Raw genomic sequence first — 19,545 nt, 5'->3', positions numbered from 1 at the left:
TCTTGTTTAGTCTGCGAGCCTCAGGCCTCGCACCGGGTCCTCGCCCAGCACGAGGTTGAGGCACTCGATGGCGGCCCCGGAGGCTCCCTTGCCGAGGTTGTCGTAGCGGGCCGCGAGCACGAAGCGCTCCTCGCAGCCGAAGACGCTCACCTGCATGGAATCGTATCCAGAGAGCGCGGACGCGGCCATGAACCCGGCCTCGTCGGGCTGCTCGACGTATCGGACCACCGGTCCCTGGTAGGCCTGCCGGTAGGCCGAGCGCACATCTTCAAGGCTCCGGCCGGGCGCGAGGTCCTGTGCGGTAAGCGGCACGGTGACGAGCATGCCCGAGTAGAAGTCGCCCACGACCGGCAGAAACACCGGTGCAGAGTCGAGGCCGGAATAAGCCTGCATTTCCGGAAGGTGCTTGTGGTGCTGCCCGAGCGCGTAGATGCGCGGCGAGTCGAGAAGGCCGCTTCTTGGGCTAGACTCGTACTGGGCGATCATTTTGCGGCCGCCGCCCGAATAGCCCGTGAGCGAATAGCACGACAGGCGCGCGGAGCGGGGCAGAAGCCCCGCGGCGACCAGGGGTTCGGTGAGCGCGATGAAGCCGCTCGCATGGCAGCCCGGGACCGCAATCCTGCGGCCCGTGCGGACGCGTCGCTCGAATTCCGGGGAAAGCTCCGGAAAGCCGTAGGCCCAGCCGGTAGCCGTTCTGTGGGCTGTGCTCGCGTCGAGCACGACAGTGTTCGGATTGGTGATGAGGGAGACCGATTCTCGCGCCGCTTCGTCGGGCAGGCACAGGATTGCGGCATCCGCTGCGTTAAGGGCCTCGCGCCTCGCATCGGGGTCTTTTCGGAGCGCTTCCGGAAGCGTCCTCACGTCGAGATCGGTGCGGCCCGCGAGCCGCTCTTGTATGCGCAGGCCGGTCGTGCCGGCGCTGCCGTCGATAAATACTTGCTTCATTCCTGCCTTCTTATTAAAGCCGCCGCAGGGGAATTGTGGCCTGCGGAGGAGTTGGAACGACATGCCTGTTTCGACTGGCCGCGGAAAGCTGACACGGCCGCAAGACGATTTCCGGGGTACTGCCCCTGTCTCAAGGCTTTTTGGTAACTTACATTCTCACGCGCCTCTTGTCTGCCGCACGGGGGCGCGTTGCTTGACAAAGATCAACCATAGGGATCTGCAGGACCGCCGGATCCCGCCTTTGCGGGATTCCGAGCGCGCGTCCTGCAGCGTGGGGCTCAATGTCTGCCGGAGGTCCTCCGGGTTTTTCCCTTTTCGTAGTCGAGCAGCCGCTTGAGGTATTCGCCGGGGGTGTCGCTGCAGGAGACGTAGAGCCGGTCGACAGCGCGGGTGAGCGCCACATGAAACAGGGTGCGCTCGGCAAGCTCCGCCTCGCTGCGCTCCTCGGGGGTGGAGGCCTCGTTAAGCGTCTGCGCGTCGGGAATGTTCCCGTCGTCCGCGCCGGCAATGAAGACCGCTCGGAACTCGAGCCCCTTCAGGCGGTGCAGGGTCGCGCTTCTCACGCCTGCGGCGTTCGGGTCGTCAGGCACGTTGCGGGAGATCTGAAGCGTCCTGATGCCGCGCTGGGACAGCGCTCTCTGGTAGTCGTCCAGGAGGCTGTCCGTGCGGGCCGCGATGACTATGGAGGAAAGCGGCATGTCCTTTTCCTCCTCGAGGAGCGCGTGGATCTGACGCACGATCCAGGAGACCTCGTCGTCGAACTCTCGCCCCACGTACAGCGCGGGTTCGGGCCCGTGCCGCAAGGTTCCGGCCGCTCCAGCCGGCTCTTCCTCCTGCTTGCCCGTCAGAGTGAAGTTTGCGGCTGCGGAGATTTCCGCCGTCGTTCTGTAGCAGACGGTAAGCCTGAGCGAGCGCGCCCCCTTGATGTTGATGCCGCAGTTCTTGAAAGAAACGTCTCCGCCGTAGATGCGCTCCCGGATGTCGCCCACGAGGAAAAGGTCTCCTTCCTGACCGCTCAGCTCCGGGTGTCTGTCGTGATCCGGGGCGAGCGCGCGAAGCAGCTTAAGCGCCTCAGGTCCGAAGTCCTGGATTTCGTCGGCGACCACCGCGCGGTACGGTGGCTTCATTCCCTCCTCGATGCCCGTGGCGAGCAGGCCGATCGCGGCGTAGTAGGCGTCGGGGGCCGCCACGCGGCCTCGGGCGAAGAGCTCCCTGCGGAAAGCTTCGAAGACGGGCCAGAGCGTCCGGCGCTTGTCCTCGGGCAGGCAGCTGTCGCGGGAGGCGAGATAGGATTTGAGCAGGCGGATGTTGTTGGGCAGGACGTGTTTTTCGAATTCCTCGCGGGCTTCGGCCGCCGTGCAGCCTTCGGGCATTGTGGCGGTCGTGTTCTTCCAGATCGTGTCGTAGAGGGGGTTGCGCGGATAGAGGATAGCGGGCTTGTAGCCGTTTCTGCGAAGGAAGGAAGTGGCCCAGCCGTCCAGGTTGGTCACCTCGATCTGGCCGATCCGGTCGGCGCGCACGAGCCTCTGGAGCTGCTCCTTGATGTCGACCGCGAGGTTTTTGGTCGCGGTGACGAAGAGAAGCCGGTCCTCCGGCTTCCAGTCGGGCAGCTCGACCAGGTACTTGGCGCGGTGCATGGCTACCACGGACTTGCCGGTGCCGGCTCCGCCCTGGACGAGGACCGCGTTTTTCCAGGGGCCGCGCACGATCTTTTCCTGCTCGGGGTTGAGGTAAAGCCGCATCTTGTCCATCTGGGACTGCGCGGTGTGGTGCAGCTTTGCATGCTCGCGCTTCACGGCCGTCCATGCCGCTCCGTTCATGAACCAGGCGAGCGACTCGAAGGCTTCAGGCGGAATTGCGCTGCGGGCGTTCTCAAAGGAAGTGCGGGAGGTGAAGGAGCGCACGAGCGCCAGATTCTCCTTTCCGAGCCCGATCGCGAGAAGCTCTTCGTCCGGAATGTCCTCGAAAAGGGGCCTGGGCGGCGGAGGCGTCTGGGCGGTTTTTTCCGATTCCCCGGCGACCAGGCGGAACAGCAGCGAGCCGGAGGCCGTAGGTTCTGGTCTGAGGCTGTGGTTGCGGGCCCACTCGAGCGCGGACTTGCTCCAGTTTGCGGTAAGCAGCACCGCGAGCTCAGGCTCCGGAAAGGCGGCCACCGCGCTCCAGGCGCTGTTCACCTCGTAGATCCGGAAACACTCCGGTGCACCTGGCTCCCGCCGGGGCTTGAGCGCCTTGTCGAAGGGGTCGAGCCGGAACCTCATGATGAATTTATAAAGATCGTCCCTGATTACGGAAGGGGCTTTCCAGAAGGCTTCGAGCAGCTCGGGCAGGAGCACGACCTGGGGCTTGGTCTTAACGTCGGTATCAGGCATTCGGGCACCACGGAAAAAGGGAGGCGCCACTGCCGGGCAGCTGGGGCGGAGGGGCACCCGTAGAAAGGAAACATTTGATTCAATTGTACTCAAGCGCCGTCAATTGTCAGGCGGTTCACTTGAGAAAAGCGGCGATGCCGGTGAACATCAGCTGGCAGGACAGGGCGGCAAGGACCAGCCCCGTGATTTTCGACAGCATCGCGATGCCGTTGCTGCCGATCACCTGCTTCACGCGGTCGGCCGCATAGAGCATGGCCCCGATCGTGAGGCACGCGAGAATGATCGGCACCAGCGTTTCGATCTTGAGCAGCCAGGAATCGGTCTCGGCCGCGGCGATGATGAGCGCGCCCACGCTGCCCGGGCCGATCGTGATCGGGATGGCAAGCGGCACGATGGCAAGGTCCATGAGCGAGCGATCGGTTTCAGGCAGGGAAAATTTTCCTTGCGTGAGCGAGACCGCGGAAAGGAAAAGCAGGGCCCCCGCGCCGATTCGGAAGGAGTCGACCGTGATGCCGAACAGCCCGAAGATTTCCGATCCGAAGAGGAAAAGAATCACGGAGATCAGCACGATGCCCAGCGTCACCCGGGCTGCGAGCGCCCGCTGTTTGCGCGAGTCTACTTTTTCCGTGAGGGCCAGGAAAACCGCTAGGATGAAAAACGGCGTGAAGATGAAGAAAAACTTGATGTAGATCGAGACAGCCGTCGACAAGGTCATGGCAAAAAGCTCCGACAGTGGGAGAAAGACCGCCAGAATCAGGAGGGATTCTAGCCCAGCCGCGGCCGGCGATCGGCCGTCCGGGCTCCCGGAAAATGGCGGGGGCCCGGGGCGGCTTTTCACTTGTCTTCAGCGGTCTAGGTAAAATAGCCCATCGTCTTGGATTTCAGCCTCCCGTGCACGAGCTCGGGGGAAAAGGAATGGAGAAATGGGAAAGCTTTACCTGGGTTTTGATGCGGGCACGCAGAGCGTCAAGGTCGCCGTGTACGACGCCGGCTGGAAATGCATTGCCTCCTGCAGCAAGCCGACCACCCTCGGATACCCCAACCCCGGCTGGGTGCAGATGGACCCGAACGAGTATTTCAACAACACGGTCGAGTGCATGAAGCAGTGCGCCCGCGAGATTCGCAGCAAGGGCTACGATCCGGCCGATGTCGCCGCGATCATGGGCGATGGGGTCATCTGCGGAATCACCGGCATCGACGAGGACGGCAACGCGGTCACTCCCTATGTGAACTATCTCGACTCGCGCACCCGCGAGGACGCGGAGGCGATCAACGCGAAGGGCCTCGACATCTGGGGACGCGAAACGGGCAACCCTGAGGCGAACTGCATGTTCCCGGCTCTCTTCGCGCGCTGGTTCCTCAAGAATTCCGAGGCCTTCCGCAGCCGCGGCGTGAAGTTCGTGCACAACGCGCCCTACGTGCTCATGCACCTGGCCGGCCTCAAGGGCCGCGACGCCTTCATCGACTGGGGCGCGATGTCCGGCTGGGGACTCGGCTACCGGGTGATGGACAAGCAGTGGAGCGACGAGCAGCTTCGCATCCTCGGCATCGACCGCAAGTACATGCCCCGCATTCTCAAGCCCTGGGACATCGTGGGCGGCCTCTCGCCCGAGTGCGCCGCGGCCACGGGCTTTGCCGAAGGCACCCCCGTGTGCGCCGGCGCCGGCGACACGATGCAGTCGATGCTCGGCTGCGGAGTCTTCGAGCCCGGCCAGGGCGTCGATGTCGCGGGCACCTGCGCGATGTTCTGCGTGGCGACCGACGGGATCGTCCCCGAGCTCTCCCGCCCCGGCTCCGGGCTGATTTTCAATTCGGGGTCCCTGCCGGACACCTATTTCTACTGGGGCTACATCCGCACCGGCGGCCTCGCGCTGCGCTGGTTCAAGGACAGCGTCGCCCTGAAAAATGACGATCCGAAGTACTACACGCACCTCTCCGAGATGGCCTCCGAGGTGCCTGCGGGCTGCAACGGGGTCCTGTTCCTGCCCTATCTCACCGGAGGAATGGGAGACGAGGATGAGGCGAGCGGCTGCTTCCTCAATCTCACGCTCGACGACAACCAGGGCGTGATGTGGCGCTCCGTGCTCGAAGCGATCGGCTACGACTATATGGAGATCACCGACACCTACCGCGCCGCCGGCGTGCCGCTTCGCCGCCTCACCGTGACCGAGGGCGGCTCGCGCGATTCGCTCTGGAACCAGATCAAGGCCGACATGCTCGCCTCGGACGTCGTGCGCTACCGCACCGCGGGCGGCGCCGTGGTGACGGACTGCGTTTTCGCAGCCCTCGCCGCTGGGGACGTCAAGGCGGTGAGGCCCGCCCTTGAGAAGACGATCACGAAGGACGCCGAGTACGCTCCGAACCCCGAGAACACGAAGCTTTACCGGAAGCTGCTGGAAAAGAAGAAGCAGTTGGTGAAGACCGACATGAAGGCGGCCTTCCACACGCTGCGGCAGATGAAGAAGTTCGACTAAAGCCCAAAAAAGAGGCCCGCCGGGATAGCCGGCGGGTCTCCCTGAGCGCCTGAAAGGCTCTCAGGCCGCCCGCGCGCCCAAACGGGCGCTTATTTTTTTCTCGCGGTGAAAATCTGCCGGCGATGCTTTGGCGCAGCCCCTCTGTGGAGCCTGCTGTTTCTCCTGAAGCCCCTTGAAGGGGGCCGGAGGCTGTGCGGAGGGGATGCCCCGGAAGCCTCCGGCCTGAAGGAAGCTTAGAGGAGTATGAAGAAAAGCGGGCAGAGCGTCACCATGAAAACCAGGGTTGAGAGGGCGAAGGCCGCCATCGCGATGTCGGTTTTAAGTCCGTAGATCGCGCAGCAGAACACCGTGTTGATCGCCACGGGGCAGGCGGCTTGGATCACCAGCGTCGAGGTGATGGTGTGGTCGCTGAACAGCAGTCTGCTCAGCCCCCAGATGATGGCCGGCAGCACGATGAACTTCACCGGAAGGATCATGAACACGTTTTTGTTCATCGCCCGGCGGGCCGCGGTGATGTTGAGCATGAGCCCCACGGGCAGCAGCTGGATCCACGCCGACACATGCACGAGCGCGGCGAAGATCGGGTCGAAGAAGGCAGGCTGCGGGACGCCCTTGAGCGAGAGGGCGGCGCCGGCGAGCATGCCGAGGATCGAGACCTGGTTCCAGGTGAACAGCAGGTCCTTGAGCGAACGCTTGTGCGTGAGGCCCCTGTTCGTCTGGGCCATGTCGCGGAATTTCTGGCAAATCGGGAAGCAGAACAGGATCAGCACAAGGCTCTGCAGCACGCCGATCACCTGCACGTAGGCGTAAGAGGTGGCCCCCAGGATCAGAAAGCAGATGAGGCCGCCCAGCGTGCTCGTGTTGCCGAGCATCGAGGAAACGACGAGCGCCCCGCGCTCCAGGGGATCCGCTACCCTGCGCGTGATCGCCATGCCGATGAAGTAGGGCAGAAAAAGGATCAGCAGCCCCAGCACCGGGATGAGCGCCACCTCGGAGGTGAACTTGAGCTTCCAGAAAGAAACGAACGCGAGGACCGTGAAGAGCCCGCGAACGTTGAATTTGATCATGAAGTCCGTAAAAGCCGGACGGACCAGGTTTTTGACTTTAAGGATGTAGCCTAGCGTGATCGGGCCGATGAGGTCGACAAGCAGGAGCACCACCCGAAGTTGTGAATCGTCCATTTTCTCAAAGGCAGGTCGGGCTATTCCGGCCTTCAGCAGAATGCGTTGATGGGAAAAAACAGGACCGAAAGCTTAAACCCGCAGGACTGGCCCGGCTTCCGCAGGCATTGCGGAAACAGGGGACGCTTGCATTGCGGAAACAGGGGATGGCCGGTCGGAGGAGTGCTTCACCGAAAGGAGAGGGCGCAGGCCCCTAGGCCCAGAGCAGGAAAAAGAGCGGGCAGAGCACGATCGCAAAAATGAGCGTCGTGCCGATGAAGGAGGCGAGGGTGAGGTTGTTCTCCAGTCCGTAGAGGGCGCACGAGAGCACGGCGTTGATCGCCGTGGGGGTGGAGGCGACGATCACCATCGTCCGGATGATCGTGGGGTCGGAGAAAAGGAGGCTGCTCACCGCCCAGGTCAGCAGCGGCACGAACACGAACTTGAGCGGAATGATCAGCATCGCTTTTTTCATGAAGCGGGCGGCCGCCTCGAAGTTGAGCAGCAGTCCGACGGGCAGGAAGTTGATCCAGCACGACAGGTGGATGAAAGCCGAGAAGGCCTGGTCGAAGGCCGCGGGCTGGGGAATGGAGAGCGCAGAAAACACGCCGCCCAACAGCATCCCGAGCACCGAAATCTGATTCCAGGTGAAGAAGAGCTCGCGGAAAGAGCGCTTTTTGATGACCGCGCCCTTCGAATCGGCGAGATCGTGAAATTTCTGGCACACCGGGAAGCAGAAAAGAATGAGAAGCACATTCTGGAGAACCGCCACCACCTGGACGTAGGCGTAGGCGACGGGGCCGATCACGAGGTAGGAGACGAGGCCGCCCAGGGTGCCGGTGTTGCCGAGCATAGCCGACATGACAAAAGCGCACCGCTCTCTCGGTCTGTCCTTCAGGCCGCGGCTCATGGCAAGTCCCGCGAAGTAGGGCGCGAAGGTGATCACGAGGCCGATCACCGGGATCCAGAGCAGCTCGGCGCTGAGCTTCAGCTTCCAAAAGGAAATGAAGGCGAGGATGGTGAACATGACCCGGACGTTGAAAGTAATGAGCGCCTGAGTGAACCGCGGGGAAACAAGGTTCCAGCGGTGCAGGAAGTAGCCCAGCGTGATCGGCAGGAGCGAGTCGGCGAGCAGCGTCAGAATTCGGGTAATCGTTTCATCCATTTCGGAAAGCGCGAAAGGCGCCCGGGGGCGGCGGCAACCGTCTAAGGATAGCTCAGCGCCGGCCCCTCGGTTTCGCTCCGGGGGCGCTTCGGGCAAAAGAAATCCGCCGGAGACTTCAGGGAAATCATCCGGCGGGCGATGGAGAATCCTCTCTGGGGCCAGGCGGCCCCTCTCGGTCAGGATTCGCTTGCGGTGCCCGTAGCGGCGCTTTTCTCCGCCGCGGGCTTTGGCGCGGGCTGGGCGGCAGGGGCGGCCTTCGCTGCAGGGGCGGCAGCGGCGTTTGCCTGCTTGCGCGCCTTGGCCTCCGACCTGTGGGCAGCTTCCTTAGCCTTGCGGGCCGCGGCCTGACGGGCTATTTCCTTGGCCGGCATTCTGCGGATCCGGTGAATGTAGCCGCGCACGAGCTCGGCTTCGTCATCGGTGAGCCAGAAAGCCTTCTGGGAGCGTCCGGCGGCTATCTGAGCGTCGCGGAAAGCCTTCCAGTCATCGGAAGACTTCTTGAAGGCGGCCTGCAAGGCCCCCTGGGGCAGGGGCTTGCTGCGGCCGTGGGAGGGCTTGCCGCGTCCGTGGCGGCCTTCCGTCCTTTCGTGTTTTTTCTCGCCCGTCTTTTCGGCTGGAGCCGCTGCGGGCTCCTCTTTCTTTCCCTCAGCGGGCTTGGCGGCGGGTTCGGCCTTGGCGGCTGCCGGGGCTTTTACAGCCTCAGGCGCGCTTTGCTGCGCTGCGGCAGCTTCCGGGGTCTTCTTGTCTTCGCTCGTGTTTTCCATTTCCACGTGCCTTTTTTAATCTGAAGAAAGCGGGCGGATAGCCCGCTGCGCAAAAAAACAATTCCGCAAGTTTAACCAAATCGTGAAGCCGCAGGCAACAGATGCGGACTGCGGTCTCAATTAAGCGTGCGCATGGAGGCGGGATCGCCGCTGTAGCCGTTTTTAAAGAGCGCCTCCTCGGTAATGAGATAACGCTTCATCATGTCGGCCACGCGCTCAACAGGCCTGCTCTCCGAGTTGCGGCACAGCGCCTTCACGGAGGCCAAGCCCAGGGGCCGCAGGTGCCCGTAAAAGAATCGCGCCTGCTCCTTGTCATCGCTGCCCTGGGCGATGAGAGCCTGCAGAAAAGCGAATTCGGCGGGCAGCGTGTCCACCAGGCTTTCGAGTCCGGGCTCCACGGTGATGCCGCTCTGGCTGTAATGGTCGAGAAGCCGGTTTTTGTAGGAATCGAGGTCGAGCGTGAGGCTTTCCGGCTTGAGAAGCTCCGTTTCCGAGAAGACCTTGGGACCGGCGCGCTTCACGCGGTCCAGGCCTGCCTCCACCTCGGAGAGATCCCCCAGCGTCTCATCCGGAGCGGGCTGCGGGCGGGCCAGGGTGAACTGCTCTGCAAATGAAACGCACTGGCACAGCAGCTTCCAGTTCGCGACCACGCGGCTGCGCTGGATCGGGTTGAAAAAGAACGCGGCAAACCACCCGCAGACGCTGATGCGTCTGCGGTCGTATTCGAGCTTCATGGCCCGGTCGGCGACCTGCTGCCAGTTGATGCCCTTGATCGGATTGTCGTCGTGTTCGTCCATAGTTTGCTGCCTGACGATAGATATACTCTTTTATCAGATATGGGGTCTCATGGAGCCGTTTTCAAGAGCCGCGGTGCTCCGCGGCCCAAGCGGCGATCCGCTCGAGCCCCACGCGCAGCCTCCGGGTCTGCGTGGCGAGGTTGATGCGGATCCAGCCCGCAGAGGTTTCCCCGTAGTGGGAGCCTGCTGCGATGCGCACGCGGTGCTTTTCAAGCAGCTCGCGCTCGATCTCGTCCGACGGCAGCCCGAATGCGCTCATGTCAAGCCACGCGAGGTAGGTGCCTTCCATTTCCGGCAAAATGCATTCCGGCAGCTTCTCGGAGACAAAGGAGCGGAGCACTTCCCGGTTTCGTGCGATATAGGCGTTGAGCGCGTCGAGCCACTCCTGCCCCTCGCTCGAATAGGCGGCGATCAGAGCATCGACTCCAAGAGGGTTTGCATCGCAGATCTCGTTGATGTTGATGCGCCGGTCGACTCTCCTGCGGTCTTCGGGGTCCGGGACGATCACGTAGCCGGCCTGCAGGCCCGCGATATTGAAGGCCTTCGAGGCGGCCGACAGCGTGATGCAGTGCTCTGCGGCCCAGTCCGAGACGGCGGCGGCCGGAGTGAACCGAAGGCTCCTGGGGACGAATTCCTCGTGGATCTCGTCGCTGATGAGGTAGAGCCCGCGGCGTTCGCACAGGGCCGCAGCCGCCTCGAGTTCGCCGCGGCTCCAGACCCGCCCGGTGGGGTTGTGCGGACTGCACAGCAGCAGCGCCTTCGCCCGCGGCTCTGCCGCCCGGCGCTCCAGGTCTTCGAAGTCGATCTTCCAGCGGCCGCCCTCGAGCCTGAGGGCATTGGCCGAAAGCTCGAGCCCTGAGTTCCTGATGCTTGAAAAGAAGCAGTTGTAGGCCGGCGTCTGGATGATGACCTGCTCACCGGGCTGCAGCAGCGCCTGCAGCACGGCGGAAATCCCGGGCACGACGCCGGTGACCGGAATGATGCTCTCCGGGCTGCAGCGCAGGCCGTGGCGCTTCTCCTGCCACGTGCAGACCGCCCGGTAGAAGTCCTCGGTAGGGATTCCGTAACCGAAAACTCCTTCGGCGGCCCTGCGCTCGATCGCGCGGCGCACGACCGGCGCCGTCCGGAAGTCCATGTCGGCCACCCAGAGCTCGATCACGCCTTCGGCGGCATCCGAGTCCCATTTGAGCGAGCGGGTGCCGCGCCGCTCGACGGGTTCGTCAAAAATATCCGGTGACATGGAAGGCTCCTTCCTTGAGGAAAGCCGACGGCGCTTTCAGCCGCGCTCGGTGATCCGGCAGTTCGCCGGCGGCAGAACGTTGTCGTCGATGATGATTTTTCCGATCGAATCGGCGCAGATCGACCCCGTCGTCGGGTTCTTCACGCTTGTCACGGCGCCCTTGATGTCGGCCTTCACGCTGCAGTATTCGAAGGCGAGGTCTGCGTCCGGGTCGAAGGTGCAGTTTTCGAGCACGAGGTTGTCGCAGTAGCAAAGCGGCTGCGTGCCCTTGATGCGGCAGTTGACCAGATGGAGGTTCCGGCTGTGCCAGCCCAGGTACTCGCCGTCGAGGAAGCAGTTGTAGCAGGTGACGTTTTCCGAATTCCAGAAGGCGTCCTTCGAGTGCAGCGTGCTGTCAAAGATCTGGGCGTTGCGGCCCCACTGGAAGAGATAGTTTCCAGAAACCGTGACGTTTTTCATCCGCAGCTCTTCGGAGTGGATGAGCAGGTAGTCAGCCTGGTCGAACACCGTGTCCTCAATGTCGACGTTGCGGCAGCTCCAGAGCGTTTCCTGAGCGAGCTTGAACTGCGTGCGGCGGATCTTGACGCTGTCGGAGTCGCGGAAGGCTTTCGGGGACTCGAGCACGGAGTCCTCAAGGAGAAAATTGTGCACGTACCAGGGGCCCGAGCGGGCGCCCACCTTGAACAAGCACTTCTGAACGCGGACGTCGTCGGTGATCCAGAGGGGATATTTCCCGTTGATCTCGCAGTCCTTCAGGATAAGATGCCGGCCGTGCTTGAGCGGGGATTCGCCCGGCTCGATGGTGACGTGCGAGAGGGTCGCGTCCTGCAGCTTGTAGAGGGCGCGCTCGCCGCCGAATGTTTCATTGGAAATGATCTGCATAATGTAAAGATGTATAAAGCAGTAGTCTGAAAGCTTTGGGTGAGGCCATCATATCCTGAAGAAAAGGGCGGTGTGAGGCCCGGCTCGGCGATCGGTTTCCGCCGTCTCTGCGGGCCGGTCCTGCCCGCCTGTGCGAATGGGGGCTCTTGTCATGCTTTTCATCAGATCGTGCACGCGCCGCACGGCGCTTTTGATGCTTCTAGGCGCTGCGGCCTCTGCCCGGGCCGCTCTCCCGGTGGCCGGCACTTCGGGCACTCCGGAGCGCGGACCCGCCCGGCCCTCGCCCGCGCGCAGGCCCCAGCCCGAAGGCCGCGCCTACGGCCCGAGGGGCGAATACGTGGGAAGAACGGACAGGGACGGACGGACTTACGACAGCAGGGGGCGCTATGTGGGCCGTGCGGATGCGGACGGTAGGGTCTGCAGCCCCGAGGGGCGGTATGTGGGCAGCAGCCGAACCCCGCTCCGGTGACGCTTTTCGGCACTATGCTTTTCGATCATCGTCTGATGCCCGGCAGAAGAGCCGGGCATCGGCAAGAGGAGATCAAAAGATGAGGGTTTGCAGCACGAGAAGGGCATTCATCGGGGCGCTCCTTGCAGCTGCCGTGACGGCGGCGCAGGCTGCGACAAACTTTTACGACCGCACGGGCCGCTATCAGGGCCGGCAGGACGACAGAGGAAACTTCTACGACCGCACCGGCCGCTACCAGGGCCGCAGGGACGAGAGGGGAAATTACTACGACCGCACGGGCCGCTATGAGGGCCGGCAGGACAACAGGGGGAATTACTACGACCGCACGGGCCGCTATGAGGGCCGGCAGGACAACAGAGGAAATTACTACGACCGCACCGGCCGCTACGTGGGCCGGCAGGACGAGAAGGGGAATTTTTACGACCGCACGGGGCGCTACCAGGGCCGCTCATCAAGAAGATAATCTTTCTAAATCAAAGATCTGAAAGATTTATTTAAATAAAAGCCTAAAGTGCTCAGCCGCTTCAGGATACGGGGCTGATCCTCTGAGGATCAGGCCCCGTTTTTTTTCTGCTCTGCCCGAAAAAGGAACTGAGGCCCCTGGCCCGGCCGGGCCAGAGAGCTTCAGGGCCCGGCCCTTGGGTTCTGGGCCGCACTGAGACGGAGAGCCTGAAGGCTCAGCCCATGGCGACCCGGCCCACGCCTCCGCGGATGGTGATTTTGGTGCCGTAAGGCTTGGACAGATCCCGCAGGTATTCGAGGGCGGCCTTTGCCTTGTCTCCGGTGGAAAGGACCGGCACGCCGCGCTGCGACCTCGGAGCGGTCTGCCCGAGCTCGATCGGGTGCAGAATCACGTCCTTCACCCGGCCGTCTTCGACCGTCCATTCGGGAACGATGGCCCGCCAGATGTTCTCAAGGACGACGTAGCCCCTCGTCCCGTTGCAGCTTCTGTGGTCCATGTAGGCGCCGACCCCGGTGTCGACCGGAAGGCCGTGCTTCGCATAGGCGTCCCAGGGCTGCCTCGCCACGGTTTCGGTTTCAAAAATGAAGTTTCCGACGCTGTAGAAGATGAGTCCGCCCTTGTAGACCTCGATGCCGCGCATTTCATGCGGTCCGTGCCCGATCACGGCCGTCGCGCCCGCATCGATGCAGGCGTGGGCGAAGCGCTCGAGGAAAAGCGGGGGCTCGTTCGTCTTGCGAGCCCGCATTTCATGCGTGTGGATGGAAACGAGCACGATGTCGGCCTGGCGCTTCGCCTCGCGGATTTCGGAAACCGTCCGCTCGAGATCGGCCGCGTTCGGAATCGTTTCGTTCCATTCCTTGTCGGAGGCCTTGGCGTTGAGCACCAGTGACATGCTGCCCAGCGGCATGGTTCCCTCGGCAAAAGGCGGGGTGTAGCCCGTGGAGATCGAGTATTCCTTCTGCGCGTTCACGAGCGTGACTTCGGCGAGCTCCTTTGCCATCGCGAAGTGCTTTGCATTCAGGTGGTGGACCGTGCGGAAGCGAAGCGGGTTGAGCCCCGGGCGTCCTCTCATGTCGAGGCCCTGGCCGCCGGCGATGGAGGACTTGGAACAGGTGCTGCTCAGGCCGATGAGGGCGACGCGGGCCCCCGGGGTCTCCAGATAGGCGGCGTGCGCTGCTTCCTGCAGCGTGGGGCCGGTGCCTGCGAAAATCATGCCGCGCTCGCGCAGGTGGCGGATCGTCGCCATGGTGCCTCCTTCGCCGAAGTCGCCCGAGTGGTTGTTGGCGGTGTTGAAGAGGTTGAAGCCGAAGCCCAGCATGTCGTCGAGCATGCCGGGGTCGGTCATGGCCCAGGTGCCGCCCGATTCAGCTGCGGGGGAGCCCTCCGAGTTGTGGAAGGTCATTTCGAGGTTGGCGAACCGGACGTCGTGGTTCCAGATCAGGTCGGAAAGCTCCTGATAGCCCGGGTAGCCCTCCTCCGGAATGTGGCGGGTGATAAAGCTGTCGCCTGTGGCGACGAACGTGGTTTTCATCTTTTTTCTCCCTGGGCTGCGCAAGCCTTGCCTTTTCTGCTGAACCTGCCCGGCCGCGCCGGCCGCAAAAACTTCTCTAAGGAAAGTTTAAAAGCGATGGAAGAAACTTCAAAAAGGCCGGCAAAGGAGAGTCTGCCCTCTGCCGGCCCTGCGCAGCCGCCCTTTTTTTCCAGCCTGTCCTTTTTTCCGAAGGGCTGCTCGCAAAGGGGGCTGCACGCTTTTCTCAGATGGCGAAGCGCTTCGGATCCGGAGTGTCGCGCGTCACCGTGGTGCAGGTGAAGCCCGCGGCCTCAATCGCGGCCTTGCCCTTCGGGTGGCAGATGAAGTTCGTGCCTTTCTGCAGGAGCCTGCCGTGGTCGAGCACCTGCCGGCCCGCCACCCAGGTCATGACCGCCTTCTGCTCTTCGAGGTTGAAGACCGTGATGTCGGCGTCGGCGCCCTCGGAGAGGTGCCCCTTGTTCACGAGGCGCAGGTGGCGGGCCGCGTTCACCGAGGCCTTCACCACGAACTCAGGGAGCGTGAGCGCGCCAAAGCGCACAAGCGAGAGCCCCGTGTCGATGATGACGTTGCGCGGGATGCAGCCCCCGTCGGTCGAAATCGAATCGACCACGAAGGAGCCGTCGTCGCGCTTGGCCTGCGCGATGAGGAAGCGCGACACCGCGGGGTTCACCGGGAAGGAGCCCGCGGTATTCGTGTTCTTCGACTTCCAGTATTTAAGCGCCTCGTCGCCCCCGATCAGGGTCGAAGTCTGCCCGTCGTCGTAAATGACGAATAGGCGGCCCGCCCTGATCGCGGCCTCCATGCCGGCCGCGTCCTCGGAAAAGCCGAAGCCGCGCAGGCAGTTGCAGGTGACGTGGTCCGTGCAGTGGCCGTCCTTCGGGTCGCAGGCGAGCACCGTTCCGTTCATTGGGCTCACATAGGCCTCGCTCCAGATGTTCGGCGCGCCCTTGAGCAGCGTGAGCGCTTCGGTGACTTCGTCGATCACGGGGCCCACCCGGCCGCGGCAGTACGCGTTGATGTGGGCGAGGTGCAGCGGCAGCTCCCCGATGGAGGCGACCACCTCCATCATGCCCTTGATGTTGGAGCCGGCCGTGGAGGAACCGGCGTGCCAGGCGGCGTAGGCGCCGTGTTTCGGCGCGCGGCGGATGACCTCGACCTCGGTTTCAAGGGCGACCGGCCAGTGCCCGCCCATCACCTTCACGCCAAGAGCTCCCGCCTCGAGGCAGCTCTCGATCCAGCCGTCGAGCTGCTCGCCCGTGGGAGACTCAGTGCCGAACTGCGCCTTGGGCGAAAAGCCCTCGAGCATGGCCACATTGATGCCGCAGCCGTACTCATGGCTGTCAGCGATGATCTCCTTCACGGGCCCCGCCATGTCGAGGCACGTGGTGACGCCGGAAAGCGCCGTCATTCTCTGACCGTAGTGCGAACCGAATTCAGGGCCCAGGTGAAGGTGCGGGTCGATCACGCCCGGCATCAGAACGAGGCCGGTGAGGTCTTTGGTGCTGCGGGCCGGCCCCAGGTTGTCGCCCACCCCGGCGATCTTCCCGCCTTCGACGGCGACGTCGGTCACGCGATCCACATGATTGACCGGGTCGACGACCCGGGCTCCCTTGAGAAGCAGATCAAACATTGATAGTCCCCCTTGAAAAAAAATCTGAAGGATGGCTGTCCCGGGAAGATCCGTTCACCGGCTTTTCCCCGGGATTTTCCGAGATCCATTGTAGGCTTTTTGGTGTCATCTCCGCTGCGTCCCGCAGGCGGGCCCGGAGGAGACGGCGGGGGAGGCAGAAAGCGGCCGACACAGCCCCCGATTTCTGTAAAAATGAGAGCGGGCACCCTCGGCCCATCAACCAGAATGAAAAAATCATGAAACCTAAAATTCTCATCATTGCAACAGGCGGCACCATCGTCAGTTCGGGCTCCAGTCCGATGCAGCTCACCGGCTACAGCATCCAGGGACTAGGCGTGGAGGATGTTCTCAGCTCCATTCCCGGGATCGATCAGGTGGCGGACATCGAGGTCCTCACCCTTTGTTCGGTTTCTTCCAGCAGCATCACCTCCGGGGTCTGGATAGACCTCGCCCGCCGGATCGAGCAGGCCTGCAGCCGGTCGGATCTCAGCGGCGTTGTCATCACCCATGGCACCGACACGATGGAGGAGACTGCTTTCTTCCTGAATCTCGTGCTGAAGACCGACAAACCCGTGGTGCTCACCGGCGCCATGCGGCCTGCCACGGCTTTGTCTGCTGACGGACCGCTCAACCTCCTCAACGCCGTTCGCGTGGCCTCCAGCCCGCTTTCGGCGGGGCGGGGCGTGCTGGTGGTTTTAAACGGCTCGATCCACGGGGCCCGCGATGTGACGAAAGCCCATCCCACGGCGGTGGAGACCTTTCAAAGCCGCAGCGCGGGGCCGCTCGGGTTCGTGCTCGGAGAAACGGTTTCCTATGCCATGGAAAGCTCCAGGCCCCACACCACCGGGAGTCTCTTCTCCTCCGGGGATTTTATTGAAGGGCGCCCATTGCCCAAGGTGGCCGTGATCTATGCGCATGCTGAAGACGACCTCTTCATCCCCCAGGCCGCGCTGCAGGCGGGCTATCAGGGCCTTGTGCACGCGGGCTGCGGGCACGGCACGATCTCGAAGGCCATGGAGGCGGAGCTGCTGCGGGTGATCGCCAAGGACATGGTGGTCGTGCGCGCGAGCCGCACAGGCTCGGGCTGCGTGATTGAGGGGATGGAGCGCTGGCAGAAGGCCGGAATCATCCCCTCGCGGGATTTTTTGCCCCAGAAGGCCCGCATTCTCCTGCAACTCGCCCTGAACCGGTTCGGGCCGGACCTGAAGCGCATCGACGAGATCTTCAGGCTCTTCTGATAAAGCTCTTCGGGCGGTCAGGCAAGCCCGGACAGGCAAAGCGCCGTAGGAAAAACCTGCGGCGCCTGAAGCATCGGGAGCTCCCGTCTCTCAGACGAGCGGGTGAAAATAGCCTGAGAACAGGATGGAGGCGCGCATAAAAAGCGCTCCGGCCAGGGCGAGCGCCGCGCAAAGCAGTGCCGCGAACTTCATTTTCTCTCCGAAGAGCCTGAGCAGCAGCGGCAGCACGATGCCTGCGGCGACTGCCTCCGCCCAGAACATCAGCGATCACTTTCCGCGGATCGGGTTTTCCGTACCGGCGTGGGCCCCTTCGCTCGAGTACTGGAGGGCGACGTGCAGCAGGGCGAAAAGGGCGAAGAGCTCCGCGGCCTCGATGACGATCCCGGCGGTCCGGGCGGAGCGGAGAAGGGCGGCCTTGTCGCGGCTTCCCAGGAATTCCCACACCGCAAGCGCGCAGGCCAGCCCCGAGAGCACCCAGAGCACGGGAATGAGCCCGTGTGCCAGAAGGCGATGCCTGAGGCCTGGGTGAGAAGGAAGCTCGAATACACGGTGACCGCTACTCCCACGGCCGCGAGCGCAAGCGGCGCGGCCCGTCCTTTCACCAGCGCAGGAGCGAGCTCTTTCTTGAAGCGGCCGTTGAGCACGAGGCAGGCGAAGAAGGTGAGCAGGGCCTGCAGCGCGAGCAGGCAGATCCCGATCAGCATCCAGGAGCCGAAGTTAAGGCTGAGGTCTGCGAGTGCGTGGAACACCGCAAAGGGCAGGTTGGTGAGGCGCCCGAGGTGCGAGAGCACAAAAGGGCAGCCCAGGACCGATGCGGCGAAGGCGATCAGAACAAAGCGCCTGTCGCGCACAAAGTAAAAGAGCGCCATCAGCATGCCCGACAGGCCGATGAACCACAGGAAGAAGGCGATCGTCCATCCCCAGCGCGCAGCCGCAAGCTGCGGAGTGAGTTCAAGAAAGCCCGCGTCTGTCATTTCGACACCTCTACAAAGTAATTGGGTTTCGTTCCCTTGTGCTCAAGGAGCTTCGCGATGCGGCCGGTCCGAAGTTCGGCGCTGATTTCGCTTTCCGGGTCGTTGATGTCCCCGAAAATGCGCACATGCGTCGGGCAGGCCGAGACGCAGGCCGGGTCCTTTTCCTCGGCCACGAGCCGCCTGCAGCCTTCGCCCATGCACTTGCCGGGCAGCCCTGTGACCGGATTGCTCCAGCGCGCGTCGTAGGGGCTGGCTGCGATACAGTAGTTGCAGCCGATGCAGCGCTTCGGGTCAATCTCCACGAGCCCCGTTTCGGGGCCACGGTAGTTGGCCCCGAAACGGGCAGGCCCTGATGCACGGGGCATCGGCGCACTGCTGGCACTGGCTCATCACCTGGAAGGGACGGCGGCTGCCGTCCAGGACGACGCAGCGGATGTTTTCCGGCATGATCCGGCCGTGGAGCGGGCGCCCACGCGCGAGCACGTCCGCGTAGTTTGTGTTTGCGCAGGCGCTCATGCAGGCTGTGCAGCCGATGCAGCGCGTTGCGTTGAAGAGATGCGCATACTGTTTTTGATGTTTCTGCTGAGTCATTGCCTGCACTCCTTAGCCTGAGATTTTCCTGACCGACACCGAGCCGTTGTTGGCCAGAGCACCGAATACCGGGCTCACCCAGCCCGTTGCAAACCAGTTGGGGTTGGCGCCTTCCTCCATCCAGCCGGCGTCTTCGGGCGAAATGGCCCGAAGCAGCTTCGAGCGCGTCCCACCGGAGAAGCCCGCCATGTACAGGCAGCGGCGGATTCTGCGCGAGAGGTGCACCTGGCTTTTCTCCCTGAAGCCGGTATTGAGGGCCAGAATCGCCAGCAGGTCGTTTTCCCTGATGCCCAGGTCTTGCTGCGTCCTCCGGGTTCACCACAGCCCGGCGCTCGGACCAGGCGCGGGAGGCAGGGCCGAACATGGCAAGCCCTGAGTTCCCCTGCAGATTCTTGCCGGAGACGGTGTAGAACTCGTCCTTGCCCTGGGGGAGCCTGTAGGCTTTGACGGGCTCCCAGACGGGCAGCGCCGGCAGCGCCCTGCGGGCGTGCTTGAGGAAGGTCCAGAAACTGTAGATCTCCATTTTTCCTGTCGGGGTGTCGAAAGGCTTTTTGAACGGGCAGGTGCCGAAGGCCTTCGGGCGCGTCACGGCCCAGCCTTCCTTGTCGAGGCCGGCCTTCACGGCCGCTGCTTTTTCCGGATCTGTGGCCTCGAGCTCGCGGATGAACGCGCCGTAGCCCTTTCCTGCCGTAAGCGTCTTCTTCCACTCGTAAAACTGCGCGTTCGTGCGGCATTCCCGGGTGTAGCCCAGACGCCCCGCGCGCTCGGGGAAGGCGCCCGTCGAGTCCGCCCCAGCGCTCCTTGAGCAGAAGACGCTCCGCGCGCGCCCGTGCGCTTGAGCGGCTTTTTAAAC

At 63.3% G+C, this 19,545-nt stretch carries 19 protein-coding genes; 4 read left to right on the top strand and 15 right to left on the bottom strand.

The annotated features are described in order from the left end of the window. Positions 1 to 6 precede the first annotated feature (6 nt). The 3 genes from argC to MAF45_RS00180 all read right to left on the bottom strand — a co-directional run bounded on the left by argC (position 7) and on the right by MAF45_RS00180 (position 4,029). Positions 7 to 945, bottom strand: a complete 939-nt coding sequence (gene argC / locus MAF45_RS00190) for an N-acetyl-gamma-glutamyl-phosphate reductase (protein WP_237977534.1) — start codon at positions 943 to 945, stop codon at positions 7 to 9. A gap of 278 nt (positions 946 to 1,223) precedes the next feature. Continuing rightward, the gene (locus MAF45_RS00185; protein ID WP_237977533.1) at positions 1,224 to 3,314 is read right to left on the bottom strand and encodes a 3'-5' exonuclease; all 2,091 of its coding nucleotides are present in this window, start codon (positions 3,312 to 3,314) and stop codon (positions 1,224 to 1,226) included. 115 nt (positions 3,315 to 3,429) lie between these two features. After that, the gene (locus MAF45_RS00180) at positions 3,430 to 4,029 is read right to left on the bottom strand and encodes a MarC family protein (RefSeq protein ID WP_237977532.1); all 600 of its coding nucleotides are present in this window, start codon (positions 4,027 to 4,029) and stop codon (positions 3,430 to 3,432) included. Positions 4,030 to 4,237: 208 nt separating this feature from the next. Between MAF45_RS00180 and MAF45_RS00175 the strand changes: the two genes are divergently transcribed. Next, positions 4,238 to 5,788: an FGGY-family carbohydrate kinase gene (locus MAF45_RS00175; protein WP_237977531.1), complete on the top strand. Its 1,551-nt coding sequence runs from the start codon at positions 4,238 to 4,240 to the stop codon at positions 5,786 to 5,788. Between the two features lie 233 nt (positions 5,789 to 6,021). Here the strand turns inward: MAF45_RS00175 and MAF45_RS00170 are convergent, their stop codons facing one another. From MAF45_RS00170 to MAF45_RS00145, 6 genes are all read right to left on the bottom strand, one after another. Next, a complete protein-coding gene (locus tag MAF45_RS00170; RefSeq protein ID WP_237977530.1) occupies positions 6,022 to 6,969 on the bottom strand; it encodes an AEC family transporter in 948 nt (315 codons plus the stop codon). Between the two features lie 193 nt (positions 6,970 to 7,162). Next, positions 7,163 to 8,113 carry an AEC family transporter gene (locus tag MAF45_RS00165; RefSeq protein ID WP_237977529.1) on the bottom strand — a complete coding sequence of 317 codons (951 nt, stop codon included), beginning with the start codon at positions 8,111 to 8,113 and terminating at the stop codon, positions 7,163 to 7,165. Positions 8,114 to 8,289: 176 nt separating this feature from the next. Continuing rightward, on the bottom strand, positions 8,290 to 8,877 hold the full coding sequence (locus MAF45_RS00160) for a hypothetical protein (RefSeq protein WP_237977528.1): 588 nt from the start codon (positions 8,875 to 8,877) through the stop codon (positions 8,290 to 8,292). A 116-nt stretch (positions 8,878 to 8,993) separates the two neighbouring features. Next, positions 8,994 to 9,674, bottom strand: a complete 681-nt coding sequence (locus MAF45_RS00155) for a hypothetical protein (RefSeq protein ID WP_237977527.1) — start codon at positions 9,672 to 9,674, stop codon at positions 8,994 to 8,996. A gap of 61 nt (positions 9,675 to 9,735) precedes the next feature. Next, positions 9,736 to 10,914 carry a MalY/PatB family protein gene (locus tag MAF45_RS00150; protein ID WP_237977526.1) on the bottom strand — a complete coding sequence of 393 codons (1,179 nt, stop codon included), beginning with the start codon at positions 10,912 to 10,914 and terminating at the stop codon, positions 9,736 to 9,738. 36 nt (positions 10,915 to 10,950) lie between these two features. Continuing rightward, the gene (locus MAF45_RS00145) at positions 10,951 to 11,796 is read right to left on the bottom strand and encodes a DUF3737 family protein (RefSeq protein ID WP_237977525.1); all 846 of its coding nucleotides are present in this window, start codon (positions 11,794 to 11,796) and stop codon (positions 10,951 to 10,953) included. Between the two features lie 151 nt (positions 11,797 to 11,947). Between MAF45_RS00145 and MAF45_RS00140 the strand changes: the two genes are divergently transcribed. Beyond that, the gene (locus MAF45_RS00140; RefSeq protein ID WP_237977524.1) at positions 11,948 to 12,265 is read left to right on the top strand and encodes a hypothetical protein; all 318 of its coding nucleotides are present in this window, start codon (positions 11,948 to 11,950) and stop codon (positions 12,263 to 12,265) included. A 79-nt stretch (positions 12,266 to 12,344) separates the two neighbouring features. Further along, positions 12,345 to 12,728: a transcriptional initiation protein Tat gene (locus MAF45_RS00135; RefSeq protein WP_237977523.1), complete on the top strand. Its 384-nt coding sequence runs from the start codon at positions 12,345 to 12,347 to the stop codon at positions 12,726 to 12,728. Positions 12,729 to 12,942: 214 nt separating this feature from the next. Here the strand turns inward: MAF45_RS00135 and MAF45_RS00130 are convergent, their stop codons facing one another. After that, positions 12,943 to 14,259, bottom strand: a complete 1,317-nt coding sequence (locus tag MAF45_RS00130) for a CapA family protein (protein WP_237977522.1) — start codon at positions 14,257 to 14,259, stop codon at positions 12,943 to 12,945. A gap of 223 nt (positions 14,260 to 14,482) precedes the next feature. Next, positions 14,483 to 15,889 carry an amidohydrolase family protein gene (locus MAF45_RS00125; RefSeq protein ID WP_237977521.1) on the bottom strand — a complete coding sequence of 469 codons (1,407 nt, stop codon included), beginning with the start codon at positions 15,887 to 15,889 and terminating at the stop codon, positions 14,483 to 14,485. A 236-nt stretch (positions 15,890 to 16,125) separates the two neighbouring features. Here MAF45_RS00125 and MAF45_RS00120 point away from each other — a divergent pair, with 236 nt between their 5' ends. Beyond that, positions 16,126 to 17,127 (top strand): asparaginase, encoded by a 1,002-nt coding sequence (locus MAF45_RS00120; RefSeq protein WP_237977520.1) that lies wholly within the window; start codon positions 16,126 to 16,128, stop codon positions 17,125 to 17,127. A gap of 90 nt (positions 17,128 to 17,217) precedes the next feature. Here MAF45_RS00120 and MAF45_RS00115 read toward each other — a convergent pair whose 3' ends face one another. The 4 genes from MAF45_RS00115 to MAF45_RS00100 all read right to left on the bottom strand — a co-directional run bounded on the left by MAF45_RS00115 (position 17,218) and on the right by MAF45_RS00100 (position 18,917). Beyond that, entirely contained in the window at positions 17,218 to 17,388 is a 171-nt protein-coding gene (locus MAF45_RS00115) for a hypothetical protein (RefSeq protein ID WP_237977519.1), read from the bottom strand. Continuing rightward, positions 17,388 to 18,101, bottom strand: coding sequence for a hypothetical protein (locus tag MAF45_RS00110; protein WP_237977518.1), 714 nt, complete (start codon positions 18,099 to 18,101; stop codon positions 17,388 to 17,390). Before MAF45_RS00110 ends, MAF45_RS00115 begins: the two co-directional genes overlap by 1 nt. Beyond that, positions 18,098 to 18,466: a 4Fe-4S dicluster domain-containing protein gene (locus MAF45_RS00105; RefSeq protein ID WP_237977517.1), complete on the bottom strand. Its 369-nt coding sequence runs from the start codon at positions 18,464 to 18,466 to the stop codon at positions 18,098 to 18,100. The genes MAF45_RS00110 and MAF45_RS00105 overlap by 4 nt, the downstream gene beginning before the upstream one ends. 238 nt (positions 18,467 to 18,704) lie before the next feature. Next, the gene (locus MAF45_RS00100) at positions 18,705 to 18,917 is read right to left on the bottom strand and encodes a hypothetical protein (protein ID WP_237977516.1); all 213 of its coding nucleotides are present in this window, start codon (positions 18,915 to 18,917) and stop codon (positions 18,705 to 18,707) included. Positions 18,918 to 19,545 lie beyond the last annotated feature (628 nt).

Source organism: Mesosutterella porci (assembly GCF_022134585.1).
GTDB classification, from domain to species: domain Bacteria; phylum Pseudomonadota; class Gammaproteobacteria; order Burkholderiales; family Burkholderiaceae_F; genus Mesosutterella; species Mesosutterella porci.
The sequence above is the reverse complement of the archived record's forward strand: the minus strand, read 5'-3'. Positions and strand labels throughout refer to the sequence as shown.